The sequence below is a fragment of the Sulfuricella sp. genome, from assembly GCA_041651995.1.
Lineage (GTDB): Bacteria > Pseudomonadota > Gammaproteobacteria > Burkholderiales > Sulfuricellaceae > Sulfurimicrobium.
This window is the reverse complement of record JBAZID010000008.1, coordinates 97,139-112,270: the sequence shown is the minus strand read 5'-3', so window position 1 is coordinate 112,270 and position 15,132 is coordinate 97,139. Positions and strand designations below refer to the sequence as shown.

Genomic DNA, 15,132 nt, shown 5'->3' with positions numbered 1-15,132 from the left:
GCCGCCCCGGCCTGAAGCCTATGGTGGTTACCCCCTTGAAGCGGCCTGCTCCAGATGGGGCCATGCCGGTTGCCGGGCCGTAACGCCGCGGCAGGGACATGCGCCGGGTAAGCGACGTGGCGCCGATGGCGCGGACGAGGTCGAGGCGCTCCTCGATGGTGTGTTGCGTCCTGGAGGGAAACTCGCAGGAAAGGTATTTCCGGTATTCGCTTTTGGTCGGCGTCTTGAGAATGACGCGGGCTCCGCTCAGAACGGCCAGGGGAATGTCTTGCGGCGCGTTCGAGTGCAACAGCAGGGCGATCTCCGGCTTCTGCCTGCGCAACTCCATGACGGTGCGCAGAAATCGCCTGTAGCCGCCATGATAGAGCACCATGCTGTCGACGGCCTCAAAACTGGCAAATAGCGGGGCAAAGGCTTTGCCGGTAAAAAAGGTGATCCGGGCATCCGGGAACGCGTTGCGCAGGGAAACGATGGCCGGGGTTGAAAGCAGCGTGTCGCCGAGGGCCGTGTTGGAAAACACCAGGATAGACCGGGGCGCGGTCGCCGGATGCCAGGGCGCGTCGATCTTTTGAATCTTTTCCCGCCGGAGCCGTGTGTAAATGGCAACAACAAGCCGAAGGAGCTGATTCAGCAAGGCTTTCACCACTGGCTCCCAATCTCTGCGGTGTAACGCATCAGTCGCCGCGCAAGCGGGTGTAAAGCGCCGCGATCAATGGATGCGAATAGATCCACAGGCGGCGGGCGAACCAGTTCACGGGCTTGTCCTTGACCACGATGCGCGGGATGGCATGCGGTGACGTGCCCCGCCTGGCCGCGCCCTTGGTCACGCTGTAGAGCGTGCCGAACCCGGCGGCGAGGGCCGCATCGACATAGGCCGGTTCGTAGTAGCCCCAGGGCCAGCAGAGCTGCGGCTGATCGTTGCCGAGACGCCGGGCCAGGGTCGCGCGCGAATCCAGCAAATCCTTGCCGAGCGCGGCAATCCGCTGCTCCGGATCGGCGTATTCCTTGTCCCAGCGCACATGGCTGTGCGTATGGGAGTGAAACTCGAACACCCCGGCCTGCTTCATGCTTTCGATTTCTGACCAGCGCAGTATCACCTTGTCCTTCCGCCCGGCCTCGATTTCGCTCATGCAGCCACGGTGATCTGGACAATCCGGGATGGGCGCCTGCATGCCCGCATGGGAGCGCGCCGGGCCCTCGCCGATCCAGCCCGTCACGATAAACAGCACGGCATGGAGCGAGAATTTTTGCAGGATGGGGTAGGCGTGGACATAGTTGTCGAGGTAACCGTCATCGAAGGTGATGAGCACGCTTTTCTCCGGCACCTCGCATTCGCCGCGCAGGAATGCAGCAAACACGTCGGCGCCGAGCGTCGTATATCCTCTTGCGGCAAGGTATTCCATCTGTGCGGCGAATGTTTCGGGAGAGACGGTCACCAGCCCGGGATTCGGGCTGACATGGTGATACATCAATACGGGAACGGCTGAAGCCCGGCTCAAGGCAACCTCTGCACGCGTTGCTGGAGCATATCCTGGTAGAGCTGAAACATCCGCTGGCACATGGTCTCCACCGAATACTCGGCGTTGGCGACAGCCTTTCCCGCCGAGCCCATTTTGCGCGCCGCGGCCGGGTCTTGCAGCAGGCGGATAATGGCTTGCGCCAGATCGCCTGGATCTCCAGCCTTGACCAGGATACCGTTGACCCCATCGCGAATGACTTCCGGCACCCCGCCAACATTGCAGCCGATGACCGGCTTTTCCATCGCCATGGCTTCGATGAAGGAAGTGCCCAGCGCCTCTTCCAGGGTGGGCAGGACAAACATGTCGCAGGATTTCAGGATCGCCGGCACATCTTTTCTCAGGCCCAGCAGGCGCACCCTGTCGCCCAGCCCTTTCTCGCGGATGGTCCGCTCGATATTCTGTTGCTGCGGGCCGTTCCCGGCAAATATGAAAACAGCCGACGGAAATTCAGCCAATACCCGGGGTATGGCTTCCAGCAGCACCTGGTGGCCCTTCTTGTTGCGCAGGATCGCAACCGTTGCGATCAGGGGCGTATCCTCGCGCAATCCCAGTTCGGCTTTCAGGCTGGCATGCTCGTCCCCGGGCTGAAAACGGTCGAAACTGATGCCGGTATGAATCGTGACCACCTGCCCGGGCTTGACGCCCGTACCGAGCAGATATTCGCGCACATAATTGCTGACGGTCACCACCTTGTGGGGCAGGATGCTGTAAGTCCACCTGGAGGTGATCGGCAATGCCAGGTGGCGGGTTCTGACGATGAGGGGCCGACTGCGGCTCAGGCGCCCGGCGAGGCCGGCCAGCAGGGTATCGCGCCCGCTGTGGGTGTTGATCACATCCACCCTGTCTGCCCGGATTATCCTGAGCATGGCGCGAATCGCGGCGAAATCAAAGCTGTTGCGCATGGCTACATGCCGGGTTTCGATGCCATGTTCCGCAGCCCGCTGCGTCAATCCGCTGCCGGGCTGGCCCAGGATGATCACGCGCGCGCCAAGTTTTCCGAGCCCGATCGCCTCGTGCAGAATGCGGCTCTCCTGACCACCCCAGCCCTTGGACGATTCGGTATGCAGCACCGTAAACGTCACGGCTTGCCCTCCAGCGCAAACTGGATGCGATGGAGGTTGGCGTAAATGCCGTTGCGGGCCAGCAATTCCTGGTGCGTGCCCGCCTCCGCCACCTGGCCTTTTTGCATGACCACGATCCGGTCCGCCTTCTCGATGGTGGAGAGGCGGTGAGCAATGACCAGGGTGGTACGGTTCTGCATCAGGGTTTCCAGAGCGGCCTGAACATGGCGCTCGGAGTGGGTGTCCAGCGCCGAGGTGGCTTCGTCGAGGATCAGGATGGGGGCGTTTTTCAGAATGGCGCGCGCGATGGCGAGGCGCTGCCTTTGCCCGCCGGAGAGCTTGACGCCGTTTTCGCCCACCAGTGTTTGCAGGCCTTGCGGCATTTCGCGGATGAATTCCATGGCGTGGGCAGCTTCCGCCGCGGCGACGATTTCCGTTTCACTGGCGCCGCGCTCGCGGCCGTAAGCGATGTTGGCTGCAACCGTATCGTTGAACAGCACGACATCCTGGCTCACGAATGCGATGTTGTCGCGCAGGCTGGTCAGCCTGATATCTTCGATATTGTGGCCGTCGAGCAGGATTTCCCCGCTGCTGGGGTGGTAAAAACGCGGGATCAGGTTGACCAGCGAGGTTTTTCCGCCGCCCGACTGCCCGACCAGGGCAATGGTTTCGCCCGGAAGGATCTTGAGGGAAACATTGTTGAGCGCAAGCGAGGCATCCGCCTCGTAGCGCAGGGTGACGTTGCGGAGTTCCAGTTCACCTTTTGCACGGGAAATTTCCACTGTGCCATGATCCGGCTCCGGCACCCGATCGAGCATTTCAAATATGATTTCGGCGGCCGCCAGACCCTTTTGCAGCGATTCGCTCACGCCGGTCAGGCGTTTGAGGGGAGCGAGCAGCATCAGCATGGCGGTAATGAAAGAGACAAAGGTGCCGACACTGACCTGGTTTCCCGCTGAATCGAGGGTCGCGAAATAGATGATGACGGCCAGGGCTATGGCGGCAAACAGTTGCACCAGCGGAACATTCAGGCCGGAGGCTACGGTTTCCTTCATGTTGAAGGTGCGCATCCGATTGGTCGCGGCATGGAAGCGCTCTTTTTCATATTCCTGCCCGCCAAAGATTTTTACCACCTTGTGGCCGCTCAGGGTCTCTTCCAGGGCGTGGGTGATGTCTCCCATGGTGCTTTGCGCACCCCTGCTCATGCGCCGCAAGCGCTGGCTGAATAGCCTGACCGTGAATGCGATCAGGGGAATCATGACCAATGCGATCAGGGTCAGCCTCCAGTTCAGGTAAAAGAGCCAGCCGAGCAGACCAAGGATGGTAAAGCTGTCACGCACCAGCACGGTGACGATATTCGCCCCGGCCGAAGTCACCTGCATGACGTTGAATGCCACATTGGCAACCACCGTACCGGACGAAATGTTGTCGTAAAAAGGGGTCGGCAGCGTGACCAGGCGATCGAACATCAGGTTGCGCAGATCCATCACCAAGCGGGAAGAAACCCAGTTGATGGTGTAGTTGCTGATGAAGGTAAAAAGCCCTCGCAACAGGAACAGGCCCACCAGTGCGAGCGGGATCAGCTTGATCATGGCCGGATCCCGCTGGACGAAGCTGCCATCCAGCAGAGGCTTGAGAAGCGCGGGTAGAGCAGGCTCGGTAGCGGCGACTAAGATGGTGCTGACGACCGATATGGCGAAGACGCGCCAATAAGGAAGAATATAGCGTAGAAGCCTGAAATACAGCGTTTTGCTGCTCAGTTCGGTTTTCGTCACGTCCAGCCTGCCAGACCGCAATCGGGATGCCCTGTTGCGGGGGGTCATAGTAATAAATGATTAACAACCAGTACTTGGATGCAGAGTAAGACGCGGATTATAACGGATTTTCAGCGACTTCTTGCCGGAGGCGGCGCAAGATTCAAGCGCCAGCCGCGCGCGCCTTGAGTAAACAACCACCCGCTAAAGCAGGTGGGTTTGAATTACGGACTGAAAATCCGGATACGCATCGACTGAACGACGCGCCTCATGTAGGTTGGGTTAGGCGCGGTTTTTTGCGCCGTAACCCAACAAACCCAAATCATCCAAGCGCCGGTGTTGAAGTTTGGGTTTGTTGGGTTTCGCAAAACAGCTCAACCCAACCTACTTGGGACTTGATGGCGAATTTCCGCTTGCGATCGCCAATAAGGGCGGGAAATCCTGAAGCCGGTCAGCCGGGCACGATAAAATGCCCCCGCCCGGCAACAGCTTATCGCGCTGCGTTTTCCAGCTCGATTGCCGCCGCCAGCAGCGCCAGCCTCGCTACCACGCCGTAGGCATAGAAGCGGTTGGGTGGAGTGTCCGGCCCGGCGGCATAATCGGGCAGGGAACAGGAGGTGTCGAATGCCAGCGGCACGAAGTGCATGCCCGGAGCGTTGAGATTTTCGTCCTGGCCGCGCCCGGTGTGGACGCGGTAAAAACCGCCCACCACGAAGTGATCCATCATGTACACCACCGGCTCGGCCACCGCTTCGTTGATGCTCTCAAAGGTATAGACGCCTTCCTGAATGATGACTTCGCTGACCTGCTGGCCTTCCTTGATGACCGACATCTTGTTGCGTTGCTTGCGGTTGAGCCCCCTGACCTCGGAGGCATCCTTGACCGTCATGACCCCCATGCCGTAAGTGCCCGCATCGGCCTTGACGATGACGAAGGGGGCGTTCTTCACGCCATACTCGCGGTATTTTTCGCGGATATCCTGAAGCAGCTCGTCCACTTTTGCCGCCAGACATTCCTCGCCATTGCGCTCCTGAAAATTGATTTCATGGCAATCGTCGAAGAAGGGATTGATCAGCCAGGGGTCCATGTGGATGATGCTGGAAAATTCCGCCGCCACCTGATCATAAGCGCTGAAATGATGGGTTTTGCGCCGTGTCGCCCAGCCGGCATGCAGCGGCGGGATAACGGGCTGCTTCAGCCCTTTGAGCAGTTCCGGTATGCCCGCGGAAAGATCGTTGTTGAGCAGGACAGCACACGGCTCGAAACCATCCAGCCTGAGCTTGTCTCCTTCGCGCCTTACAGGCTCCAGCGTCAGGCTCTGGCCGCCCGGCAAGTCCATCACGGTGGGGCCGGTGATTTCCGGCAACAGGCTGCCGATGCGCACCGACAGGCCCGCATGACGCAGGATACCCGCAAGCGTGGCAACATTTTGCAAATAGAAGGTGTTGCGCGTGTGATTTTCCGGGATAAGCAGAAAGCGCTGTGCCACCGGGCAGACTTTTTCCACCGCCGACATCGTTGCCTGCACGCATAGCGGCATGAAATCCGGATTCAGGTTATTGAAGCCGCCGGGAAACAGGTTGGTGTCCACCGGCGCCAGCTTGAATCCGGCGTTGCGCAGGTCCACCGAGGCATAAAAAGGGGCATCGTGCTCCTGCCATTTGGCGCGGAGCCATTGTTCGATGCGCGGCTGGGCGTCAAGCATGTGCTGTTCGAGATCGAGCAGCGGGCCGGTAAGGGCGGTGGTGAGGTGCGGGACCATAGACTGAATGCCGGGTGAAGGATCCCGCTAATTGTAGCGGATGTGGCTTGTTTCGTCAGGCGGGGAAATCAATCCATGAGCCAGCGCCGGGCCATAAGCAACACCAAAAAAAACGGGCACCGAGGTGCCCGTCTGAAACTACCATTGGAATGGTAGAGAGGAGGAAACTAGATGCCGGTAACGGCGGTGAGATGAACTTGCTGCATGGAAAGCATCATGCGCCTGCCGGGTTACAAAAACATTTCTTCCCGGCACGGGGATGTAACAATGTGTTACCGGGGAGATGCAGGGCACAAAAAAATGGGCGCCGCAGCGCCCATTTCAGTATGGCTCAAGACTGGATTAGAACTTCACGTTCACACCGGCATAGATCGAGCGGCCCATGCCTGGAACAGGGGTGCCCCAAGGGACATCGGTTCCCGACATGGTTTTGCCCTGACCGGTATACGCCCCACCCAGTGGATAGTTGTAGAACGTGTCGAAAACGTTTTCGACGCCAACATCAAACCGGGCCTGTTTCCATGCATAGCTGGTACGCAGATTCAGCAAGCCGTAGCCCTCGGTTTTGACTTCGTTACGCTCTTGCGAGACATCTTCCTTGGCACCCACCAGATGAACTTCCGCGGTGTTGGTCCAGTTGCCGAGACGCTGCACGAGAGCCAACTTCGCATTAAGCGGCATCATGTTGTAAAGATTGTCGCCGGTGGACTCATTCCTGCCGTTAACATAATTCAACATGCCGGATGCGGTGAAGTTGCCAAACCCCTGGGTATTGCCCAAGGCATAGTGGCCGGAAATATCGATGCCATACAAGCGAGCCGACTGATTGACGAAGCGGAGATAGACAAACGCATTCGTGGCTGTCAGGTTCGAATTCTTGCAGGCATTGCCGTCCGGATTCGTGTCGCAGCGCTCCGCATCGATATAGTCATCGATGTAGGTGTAGTAAGGCGTGACTTTCAGGCCCCATTTTTCTTTGGCCTCGTCATGCCAGTCCGCTGTTGCGCTGAGGGTGTGAGCCACTTCCGGCTTCAGGTTGAGATTGCCGACATAGCCATTGCCATCACCGGCCCAGTTGATCATGCGCATCGACATGCCGTGGGTGGACCAGGTGTAGCGCTCGTACAGGTTGGGCGAGCGGGTCTTCTGGGCATAGCCGAACTCAAAGGATTTCCCGGCATCGGGAACAAAGCGGGCCAGCATGGTCAGGTCGATGTTGTGGTCGGTTTTCTTGTGATCGGCGGCATTGAATGCGGCCTGGGCAGTGGCATCGTAAGTCGAGCTATATCCCTGCACATCGCCCGTGTCCATGTCCACCTTTTCGTAGCGCATGCCGAATTGCGTCAGCCATTGCGGATTCCACTGCGCCTCCCATTCACCAAAAGCGGCAAGGCGGTCGCGTTCGCCATCACGGATGTTCCAGAACACGTTGGGCCACATCCCTTTGCCGGAAGGATCCCACCAGTCATCCAGACGGTACTTCTGGGTTTCACCGCCCACGCGCAGAAGATCGCGCGCTGACAAGACAATGTCCGCCTTGACGGCAACGCCGGTGTTGTCGCCTTCGGTGTCCATCGGCATGCCTGCTGCACAGCCAGTGGTGCCGCCGGCCGGTGTGCAGACCGTCCCATCGGGAATCGTTGTGCCATTGCCATACCAGTAGAGCTTGTCGTCAAAGAACTGCATCTTGTGCCGCGTGTGCTCGTTGTAGGCACGTGCTTCCAGCTTGCCCCAGTTGTAATCCCCCTTGTAGCGCAGATTGATCTGCTCGCTGTCGTTGCCGGTCATGTCCATGCGCTGGTTGGGGTAGCCCTGGTAGGGAATATCCTGAATGCCCAGCTTCAACTCGACCAGATGATTTTCATGGCGCAGTGCAAGGCCCAGGGACTGGTTGGTTGATTTATACATGGTCGAGCCGACCTCGTCCCCAGCCAGCCAGTTCCTGCCCGCTGCCGCCAGTCCAGCCGTCTTGAAGTCCCCGCCTGCCTTGTAGTTTTCGGACTCTGCGGTGGAACCGCTATAGGTCATGCTCAGCTTTTCGCTCGCGATGGTTGCCGAGAGATTGCCTCCGGTGGCATTGCCGTTGCTGCGATAGAAGGCGCCGGCCTGGCCCTTGAGCAGCATACTCTGCCCTGCCGCGGCAAATTCCAGATCCGGAGATTTCACCTGGATAGCGCCGCCAATGCTGTCGCCGCCCACGCTCACCGGAGCGATGCCGGAATAAACCTGGATGCTGCCCACGTTGCTTGGGTCGATGTAGGAAAGCGGCGGATTCATGTGGTTGCCGCAGGCGGAAATCAGGTCCATGCCGTCGACCTTGATGCGCAGGCGGTCGTCCGCCAGGCCATCGATCACCGGCAGGCTGGAAACACCGCCAGCGCCATACAGGCTGACGCCCGGCATGTCCCGGAGCAGGCTGGCGCTATCGCTGGTGGCCGCTCCCATGCGGGCCATGCCGGCCTTGTCAACCTGGCTTGCGCCCAGCGGCAGGCTTTCAGCCTTGGAAGCGCTGACGGTAACTTCCGGCAGCGTGGTGGTTTTATCGTCCGCGGCCAGGGCCAGTTGCGGCAAGGCCAGCGCGACGGCGAGGGGGATGATGCGTAGCTGGTGTTTCATGGTACCTCCTTCTTGGTTAAAAATTATTATTGCGGAATGGTGATGAATCCGAGCTTGGCGATGCCGGCGCGGTTGACCGCCGCCATGACCTGGGCCACGCGGCCGTATTTGACGTTCTCGTCGGCGTGGAGCTGGACGTTAATGTCGGGCGTAGCGGCACGCATGCCTTTCAGTTCGTTTTCGAGAATATCGAAATGAATCGCCCGCTGGTCGATATACACCGTGCCCTGGGCGTTGATGGCCAGCTGGATGGTGTGGGTCTGCTTGAGCGGAGCGACCGGGGCCGTCTTGGGCAGATCAATCTTGACCGCCTGCATCAGCAGCGGCGCGGTGACGATGAACACGATCAAGAGCACCAGCATCACGTCCACCAGCGGCGTGACATTGATGTCCGACATGGCGGTTTGTTCGGAAGATGTATGCAGGGCCATGGGGAGCTTCCTATTTCACGCTGAAACCGGATTTGAGCGCGAGGTGCAGGAAGTCGTTGGCAAACTCCTCCAGCTCCGCGCTATACAGCCGTACCTGGCGCAGGCCGTAGTTGTAGGCCAGCACCGCGGGAATAGCGGTGGCGATGCCGACGGCAGTGGCGATCAGGGCTTCGCCGATCGGCCCCGCCACCACGTCCAGCCCGGCCGAGCCGGTACGGGAAATGTCCTGCAGGGCGTGCATGATGCCCCACACCGTGCCGAACAGCCCCACGAAAGGCGCCGTCGAGCCGACACTGGCCAGCACCATCAGGCCGCTTTCGAGCTTGTGCACTTCCTTCTGCACCTCGGCACGCAGGCGGCGCTCCAGCACATCCTGTCGGTCGCCGCTGTTCTGCAGGCTGTGCGTACCATCCTTCTCGATTTCGCGCAGCACTGCGAATCCCGAGCGGCACAGCTGCGCGAGGGGGCCTTGCGCCTGTTGCGCGGCGGCTTCCGCTTCCGTCAGGTTGCGGGCGCTCCAGAAGGTTTTGATGAAGGCGCTGTTCTGCCGCGACAGGCGGAATTGCAGCCAGCCCTTCATCACGATCAGCGTCCAGGAGACCACCGAGAATGCAATCAGGAGCCACAGGGTCGCGGCCACGATAGGTGAGGTTGCATGTCCAAACATATTTTTCCTAGTTTTCCAATTTGAATGTGATCGGTACTTCCACCCAGGCGGTGATGGCCTGGGCGCCCTTTTTTGCCGGAACAAAGTGCCACTTCCTGACTGCTTCCAGCGCCGCCTGGTCGAGCAGCTCGGAGCCGCTGGTCTTTTTCAGCTCCGCCCGGCTGCATGAGCCGTCCGCCTGCACCTCGGCCCGTACCAGAACGCGTCCCTCGATGCCTCTGCGGCGCGCCGGGAGGGGATAAACCGGCTTCGGGTTGTTGAGATAGGCGGCGTTGAAGCTCGGGGCTTCCACTACCGGCTCGGGCGCCTTGGGCGGTGCTTCCGTGACAGGCGCGGGCGGGCTTGGGGCCACGGCCAGCGGCGCTGGTTCAGGCGCCTGTTCCATGACTCTTTCCGCCACCGGCTGTGGCGGCAATAACGGGCGCGGCACAGGCTTGACCCTGGGTTGCGCTTTGGGCTTGGGTTCGGGTTTTGGCGGCTCTGGCTTGACCTTGGGCGGCGGTGGAGGGGGTGGCAGCAATGCCACTTCGATCACTTTCAGCGGCATGGGGGGAATGATGTCCTGTTTCAACTGGCTCAGGCCATACCACGCCCCGGCGTGGGCAAGCATCACCAGGCCCATGGCCGGCAGCCATTTTGTTGCATATTGCTTTTCCATTTCCAGCCTGAATAATTCTAGTAGTGCATTTCACGTTAAACCCAAATAATCCATTAAATTGTAGGTCGGGCTTCAGCCCGAAATCTCGGGCTGAAGCCCGACCTACAAACTGTTGATTTCCTTCATGTCAAATCTCTAACGGATAATCTGGGTTAAACGCTTCAAATGTGACAGGGATACTAAAGTATCCGGCGCGTTGTAGCGCGCGGCAAAATGCCGCAGTGCCGTTGTAAGCGCAGCTTATTTCCGCATGGGCAAAAAACACGCTCACCCCATCAGGCTATGGCTTTGCCGTTAATCCGAGATGGCGGCGCACGGCATGTTCATCCATCACGCCGGAAACCGTCTCTTTGCCGCCGTTCCCGTCGAATAGCAGGGTGCGCGGCAGTTCGCCCCGCCATTTGGGGTCGAGCGCGTGGGCAAGGGCATCGGGGGATTCCGCGCCATAGGCATAGCGGGTGCCGGGAACGCCCAAATGATCCAGCGGCGCGGCGAGCTCTTCCGAAAAGGGCTCAACGGCAATGGTGATCAAGCGCAGGCGAGGATTAGCGGTTGCCATCCGAGCGAACAGCTTGAGGTTGCTTTTGCAGTGGGAACAGTCGGAGGACCACAAGGCGATGATGGCCGGCGTCGAATGTGATTTCACCTCCACCAGGTTGCGTGCGCCTTGCCGGTCGAGGACGAGAAACGGCCCGGCTGCGGCGGCCTTCATGCCTGCCAGTAGGAGCAACAACAGCAAGCAGAAATATCTCATCGCAACTCGAACACTCGCATGCCCTCGCGTTCTGTACGCCAGAAGACGAACAGATCGTTACCCCGCTTGATCGCACGGGCCTGGTCGGAGGCGCCGCCGGTGGCCGCAAGCACTCGCGGCTTGAAGCTGACCCCGCCATCTTCGGACACCTCGGCATGCAATTGCGTCGTCTCGCCGTTAAATTCTTTCCATGCGATGGCTACGCGGCGCTCTGCGACGACAAGGTCAGCGTGGGCGGCCTTGTCGCCGCCAACAAAGCGCTGGCCATCGACGCCGTTCGCTGTCAGGCGGCCATAGAACACCCGGCCATCGCCATCCTTCTGGTTGAACCAGACAGCGTGTCGCGTTCCATCTGGCGCCACGGCCAGTGACGGCCCATGGTGTGGGCAGCCATCGATCCTCCAGCGATCGAAAGTCGCCCGTTGAAAGCTTGCCGGCGTGCCGTCGGTCTTGAGTTTTGCGAGCGCGTGATCGCGCTCGTTGGGTTCGAATACGTGGCGCCAGAGAAACAGGGGCGCGCCGTCAGTATCCACCGTTGCGGTGATGCGGCAGCATTCGCAGGAATGGTCGGCGACTTTCACTTCAGGCCTGAAGCTTCTGCCGCCATCTTCCGACACCGCCGCATAGATGGCGGCACCGCGATACGGCTTCTGCGCCGCCCTGGCCGATTCGAGATCGCGCTTGTCGATCCAGGCGATATAAACACGTCCATCACCGCCCACCGTTATCGCCTCGAAACGATGGGTGATTTCCTGTCGATCGCGGTGCACGGTAATCGGCGCCGCAAAGCTGGCGCCACCATTATCCGAACGGGCCAGCCGCGCTTCGCCGGTGTTGGGTTTGCCAAGCGGCTTGGTCCAGGAGACCAGCACACCGCCATCCTGCGCAAAAACGATCTTGGGGCGGTTTTCGCCATCGCCGGAAATGGCTTCCGGCTGGGCGTTGACGATAACCGGCGCCGACCAGCTAGCGCCTTGATCGTCGCTGCGATAAAGCATCAGATGCTCGCCTTGTTTGGCAACGGCCAGCAACCGGCCATCCGCGGCAAACGCCGCCGAACTGGCCAGCTCGGTGCGCGCCTTTTTCGCCATGCCTGCCATGCCCGGCATCGCGGCCTTCTCTGCCGTAGTGGCGGCGGATACAGGGCCAGGCAGGACAGAAACGGCCATTGCCAGCGCAGCGGCAGCGCCCAACTTGTGAAAGTGTGTCATCAAGCCTGCTCTCAATAGTCGAACTTCAAACTGGCAAAATAGGTGCGCTGCTGATAGGGATACAAGGTGTAATACTTGACGTCGCCGATGTTGTCGATGCCGACGGAGGCGGACCACTGCTTGGCGACCTTGTAGCGCACCTTGGCGTCAACAACGCCGAAAGAGCTACGCCCGCCATAGGTGTCCGGATTGGGGTCGGGATATTGCATGGTCGTCGTGTTGAACAGGCCGCTGTGCTGTCTTCCGCTGTAACGATAGCCCAGGCTGTACGAGAGTCTGTCCGATGCATGGTAGACACCCAGCAACGATGCGCGCCAGACCGGGATAAGCGGCAGTTCCGTGCCCACCAGCCCAGGGTTTGCCGCATTCTCCACGATTCGCGAATGGATGTAGGCAATGCTGCCGGAAAGATCCAGCCCGCGTATCAGCATGTCGCTGGTCTGCAAAGCCGTTTCGATCCCGTAGGTGCGGACTTTGTCGACGTTCTGAACGCTACTAACGCTATAATTAGGCAGGGTCGTGATGTCGGTTTGCGAAACGAGCGCGTCCTGTTTCTCCTCCCCAAACAAGGAGGTTCGCCACAGGCCATTGCTCAAGGAGCGCTCAACCGTGAACTCCCAGGAGTCAGCGGTTTCCGGCTTCAGGTTGGGATTGTTGGTCAGCCCGGTGTTATAAGGCGCAGGAAACCCGGCGGCTATGATTTGCGCGCTGGTCAGGGCTGTACTGGAACCAATTGGTGTTATGCCGAAGTTCTTGAAAAGTTCGCCGACGGTCGGGAAGCGTGTACCCCGGCCAACGGAACCGCGCAGCGCCAAGACGTCGGATGCCTGCCAGGACAGCGATCCCTTGGGTGAAAATGCGGACACGGTTTTGTCCTCATAGACATAAGTCGTTCCGCCGACGTAGTTGCTTCCCTCAGAAGCTTCCCACTTTTCCTGGCGGCCGCCCAGCACCAATTTCCAGGCGGGAGCGAATTGCCATGCGTCCTGCACGTAGATCGCCTGGGTCGTAGTGGTGCCCCTGGAATTTGTATTCAACGCCCCTGCACTGCTGGTCATCCAGTTTCCCGCCGCAAGTGTGTATTGATCCGACTTGGTCTTGTAGGTATCGGTGTGGAAGCCAAAACTCACCTGGTGCCGGCTTTTCAGACTGCCATCGGGGCGCCAGTCGCCGCGCAGGTCAAGATTCTGCCAACCCGTTCCATCGGCGAAAGTAATGGTTCCCGCAGTAGCATCGGCACTGGGTGTGGTGCCAAAGTTACCGGAGGATGCGCGGGTGACATCCTTGTCCTGATTGAAGTGGCTTGCCGTTGCCTCCCAGTCCCAGGTTCCGCCGCTCTGCGATTTCACGGACAGGCCGTGCATGTAATACTCAGCGTCAGCGTGACTCTTGCTTGGCGCCGTCACGGTATAGTCCTGGCCGTTGATACGAACATACCGGTAAGGTAGCGCTGTCGTGCTGTTGGTTCCGTAGATCGTGTTCCCGGCCGCATCCCGCAGATAGCTGGCGTTGCTTTTATCCGAGGTGTTTTGCCAGATATTCCCGGTATAGGTGGCGCGAACCGTTGGCGAGAAGTCATAGGCCACCTTGAGGGTGCCATCGTCCTTCACGGTGTGATCCATACTGGTGGCGGCGGTGACGACCCTCGGATTGTTGGCGATATCGCGGTCGAAATGCGCGCCGGTAACAACCGTATATTGCCCCGCTGCGGCAGCCGCTCCCGTCTTGGCCCTGGCAGAAGTGAAATCCGTCGGATGACTGTGGTTATCCAGGCGATCGGCGCTCAAGCGGTACGACCAGTCGCCCACCTTGTTTCCTATGCTTGCGGAGCCGTGTTCCCCGGTAAAGTTCTTGTCCGTTCCGTATAGCTTGAAATTCTGGCCAAAAACATCCAGCTTCGCATGCGCTTCGAACTGGGTGGGCATGTGCGTTGTCATCAGCACCACGCCACCCACTGAATTTCCGGGATAAAGCGCGGAGAACGGGCCATACATGACATCGACCCGGTCGATGGCGTCCTGGGATACCAGGCCCCAGCGTGGTCCAGGGCAGCAGCTGTTGACCAGATGGTTCGAGAGCAGGAGGCCATCCGCATAGACGATGGTTTCGGCGCTGGAATTGACGCCATACATCCGCATTGCCAAGCCGCCGTTCACGTCGCCAATAAAGCGTTCGCGAACGTGAACACTCGGCAGGTACAGAAGCGCCCCGGCCGATGACACCGAATTGACGCTTTCGGCAATCTGCTTCTTGGTCACGCTTTCTGTCGTTGAGGGGACATTATCTGGTGTCGCCGGTTTAGTGGATTCGGCCGAGACAGAAATTTCCGTGAGCTGGACATCGGTTTCCTCGGCGCTGACATTGCCGGAGCAGAAAGCCCCAAGAGCAGCCGCGATAGCGACGGACAGCGGGCGGTGTATGCCAATGGCGGCAGCGGCATGGGTTTTGCGAATCATGGTACTTAACTCCTCTTTAGTATTTGCTTGGGTTCTCTATGCGCCATCTGGGCCTCTATACGCGCAGCTTCGGCAACAAAAGCGATCTTCATCCCCCCGCCCGCTGCGCCAGGGCGAGAATATCGGCCTGCCTTTTGGCAGGGCGTGGCCCGGCCGGCGTGCAAATACCTGACTGGCGCGCAGTGTCCTGTGATTTGACTTAATTGTTTTGTTGTGCGGCATTTCCTCTCCCGGAAAGCGGC

Annotated in this window: 12 protein-coding genes; all 12 read right to left on the bottom strand. The window is 59.6% G+C overall.

Going from position 1 to position 15,132, the window contains the following annotated elements; translation table 11 throughout:
* A partial coding sequence (locus tag WC392_11285; protein ID MFA5242945.1) for a hypothetical protein occupies window positions 1-634 on the bottom strand: 634 nt, incomplete at its 3' end.
* 40 nt (window positions 635-674) lie between these two features.
* Window positions 675-1,499 carry a polysaccharide deacetylase family protein gene (locus WC392_11280; protein MFA5242944.1) on the bottom strand — a complete coding sequence of 275 codons (825 nt, stop codon included), beginning with the start codon at window positions 1,497-1,499 and terminating at the stop codon, window positions 675-677.
* Window positions 1,496-2,602 carry a glycosyltransferase family 4 protein gene (locus tag WC392_11275; protein ID MFA5242943.1) on the bottom strand — a complete coding sequence of 369 codons (1,107 nt, stop codon included), beginning with the start codon at window positions 2,600-2,602 and terminating at the stop codon, window positions 1,496-1,498. Before WC392_11275 ends, WC392_11280 begins: the two co-directional genes overlap by 4 nt.
* Complete coding sequence (gene msbA / locus WC392_11270; protein ID MFA5242942.1) at window positions 2,599-4,356, bottom strand: lipid A export permease/ATP-binding protein MsbA; 1,758 nt, start codon at window positions 4,354-4,356, stop codon at window positions 2,599-2,601. The genes WC392_11275 and msbA overlap by 4 nt, the downstream gene beginning before the upstream one ends.
* Window positions 4,357-4,825: 469 nt before the next feature.
* A complete protein-coding gene (gene gshA, locus WC392_11265; protein MFA5242941.1) occupies window positions 4,826-6,097 on the bottom strand; it encodes a glutamate--cysteine ligase in 1,272 nt (423 codons plus the stop codon).
* A 342-nt stretch (window positions 6,098-6,439) separates the two neighbouring features.
* Window positions 6,440-8,713 (bottom strand): TonB-dependent receptor, encoded by a 2,274-nt coding sequence (locus WC392_11260; protein ID MFA5242940.1) that lies wholly within the window; start codon window positions 8,711-8,713, stop codon window positions 6,440-6,442.
* A gap of 26 nt (window positions 8,714-8,739) precedes the next feature.
* Window positions 8,740-9,144: a biopolymer transporter ExbD gene (locus WC392_11255; GenBank protein ID MFA5242939.1), complete on the bottom strand. Its 405-nt coding sequence runs from the start codon at window positions 9,142-9,144 to the stop codon at window positions 8,740-8,742.
* 10 nt (window positions 9,145-9,154) lie between these two features.
* Window positions 9,155-9,811 (bottom strand): MotA/TolQ/ExbB proton channel family protein, encoded by a 657-nt coding sequence (locus WC392_11250; GenBank protein ID MFA5242938.1) that lies wholly within the window; start codon window positions 9,809-9,811, stop codon window positions 9,155-9,157.
* 7 nt (window positions 9,812-9,818) lie between these two features.
* Window positions 9,819-10,469 carry a TonB family protein gene (locus tag WC392_11245; GenBank protein MFA5242937.1) on the bottom strand — a complete coding sequence of 217 codons (651 nt, stop codon included), beginning with the start codon at window positions 10,467-10,469 and terminating at the stop codon, window positions 9,819-9,821.
* A gap of 280 nt (window positions 10,470-10,749) precedes the next feature.
* Window positions 10,750-11,208: a hypothetical protein gene (locus tag WC392_11240; GenBank protein ID MFA5242936.1), complete on the bottom strand. Its 459-nt coding sequence runs from the start codon at window positions 11,206-11,208 to the stop codon at window positions 10,750-10,752.
* A gap of 11 nt (window positions 11,209-11,219) precedes the next feature.
* Window positions 11,220-12,434: a sialidase family protein gene (locus tag WC392_11235; protein ID MFA5242935.1), complete on the bottom strand. Its 1,215-nt coding sequence runs from the start codon at window positions 12,432-12,434 to the stop codon at window positions 11,220-11,222.
* A gap of 11 nt (window positions 12,435-12,445) precedes the next feature.
* Window positions 12,446-14,890: a TonB-dependent receptor gene (locus WC392_11230; protein MFA5242934.1), complete on the bottom strand. Its 2,445-nt coding sequence runs from the start codon at window positions 14,888-14,890 to the stop codon at window positions 12,446-12,448.
* Window positions 14,891-15,132: the final 242 nt, after the last annotated feature.

What these genes read in the sequence shown, in the direction of transcription:
- gshA (MFA5242941.1), bottom strand. Translation starts at nt 6,097, where the DNA reads ATGGTCCCGCACCTCACCACCGCCCTTACCGGCCCGCTGCTCGATCTC.
- WC392_11260 (MFA5242940.1), bottom strand. Translation starts at nt 8,713, where the DNA reads ATGAAACACCAGCTACGCATCATCCCCCTCGCCGTCGCGCTGGCCTTG.
- WC392_11255 (MFA5242939.1), bottom strand. Translation starts at nt 9,144, where the DNA reads ATGGCCCTGCATACATCTTCCGAACAAACCGCCATGTCGGACATCAAT.
- WC392_11250 (MFA5242938.1), bottom strand. Translation starts at nt 9,811, where the DNA reads ATGTTTGGACATGCAACCTCACCTATCGTGGCCGCGACCCTGTGGCTC.
- WC392_11245 (MFA5242937.1), bottom strand. Translation starts at nt 10,469, where the DNA reads ATGGAAAAGCAATATGCAACAAAATGGCTGCCGGCCATGGGCCTGGTG.
- WC392_11235 (MFA5242935.1), bottom strand. Translation starts at nt 12,434, where the DNA reads ATGACACACTTTCACAAGTTGGGCGCTGCCGCTGCGCTGGCAATGGCC.
- WC392_11230 (MFA5242934.1), bottom strand. Translation starts at nt 14,890, where the DNA reads ATGATTCGCAAAACCCATGCCGCTGCCGCCATTGGCATACACCGCCCG.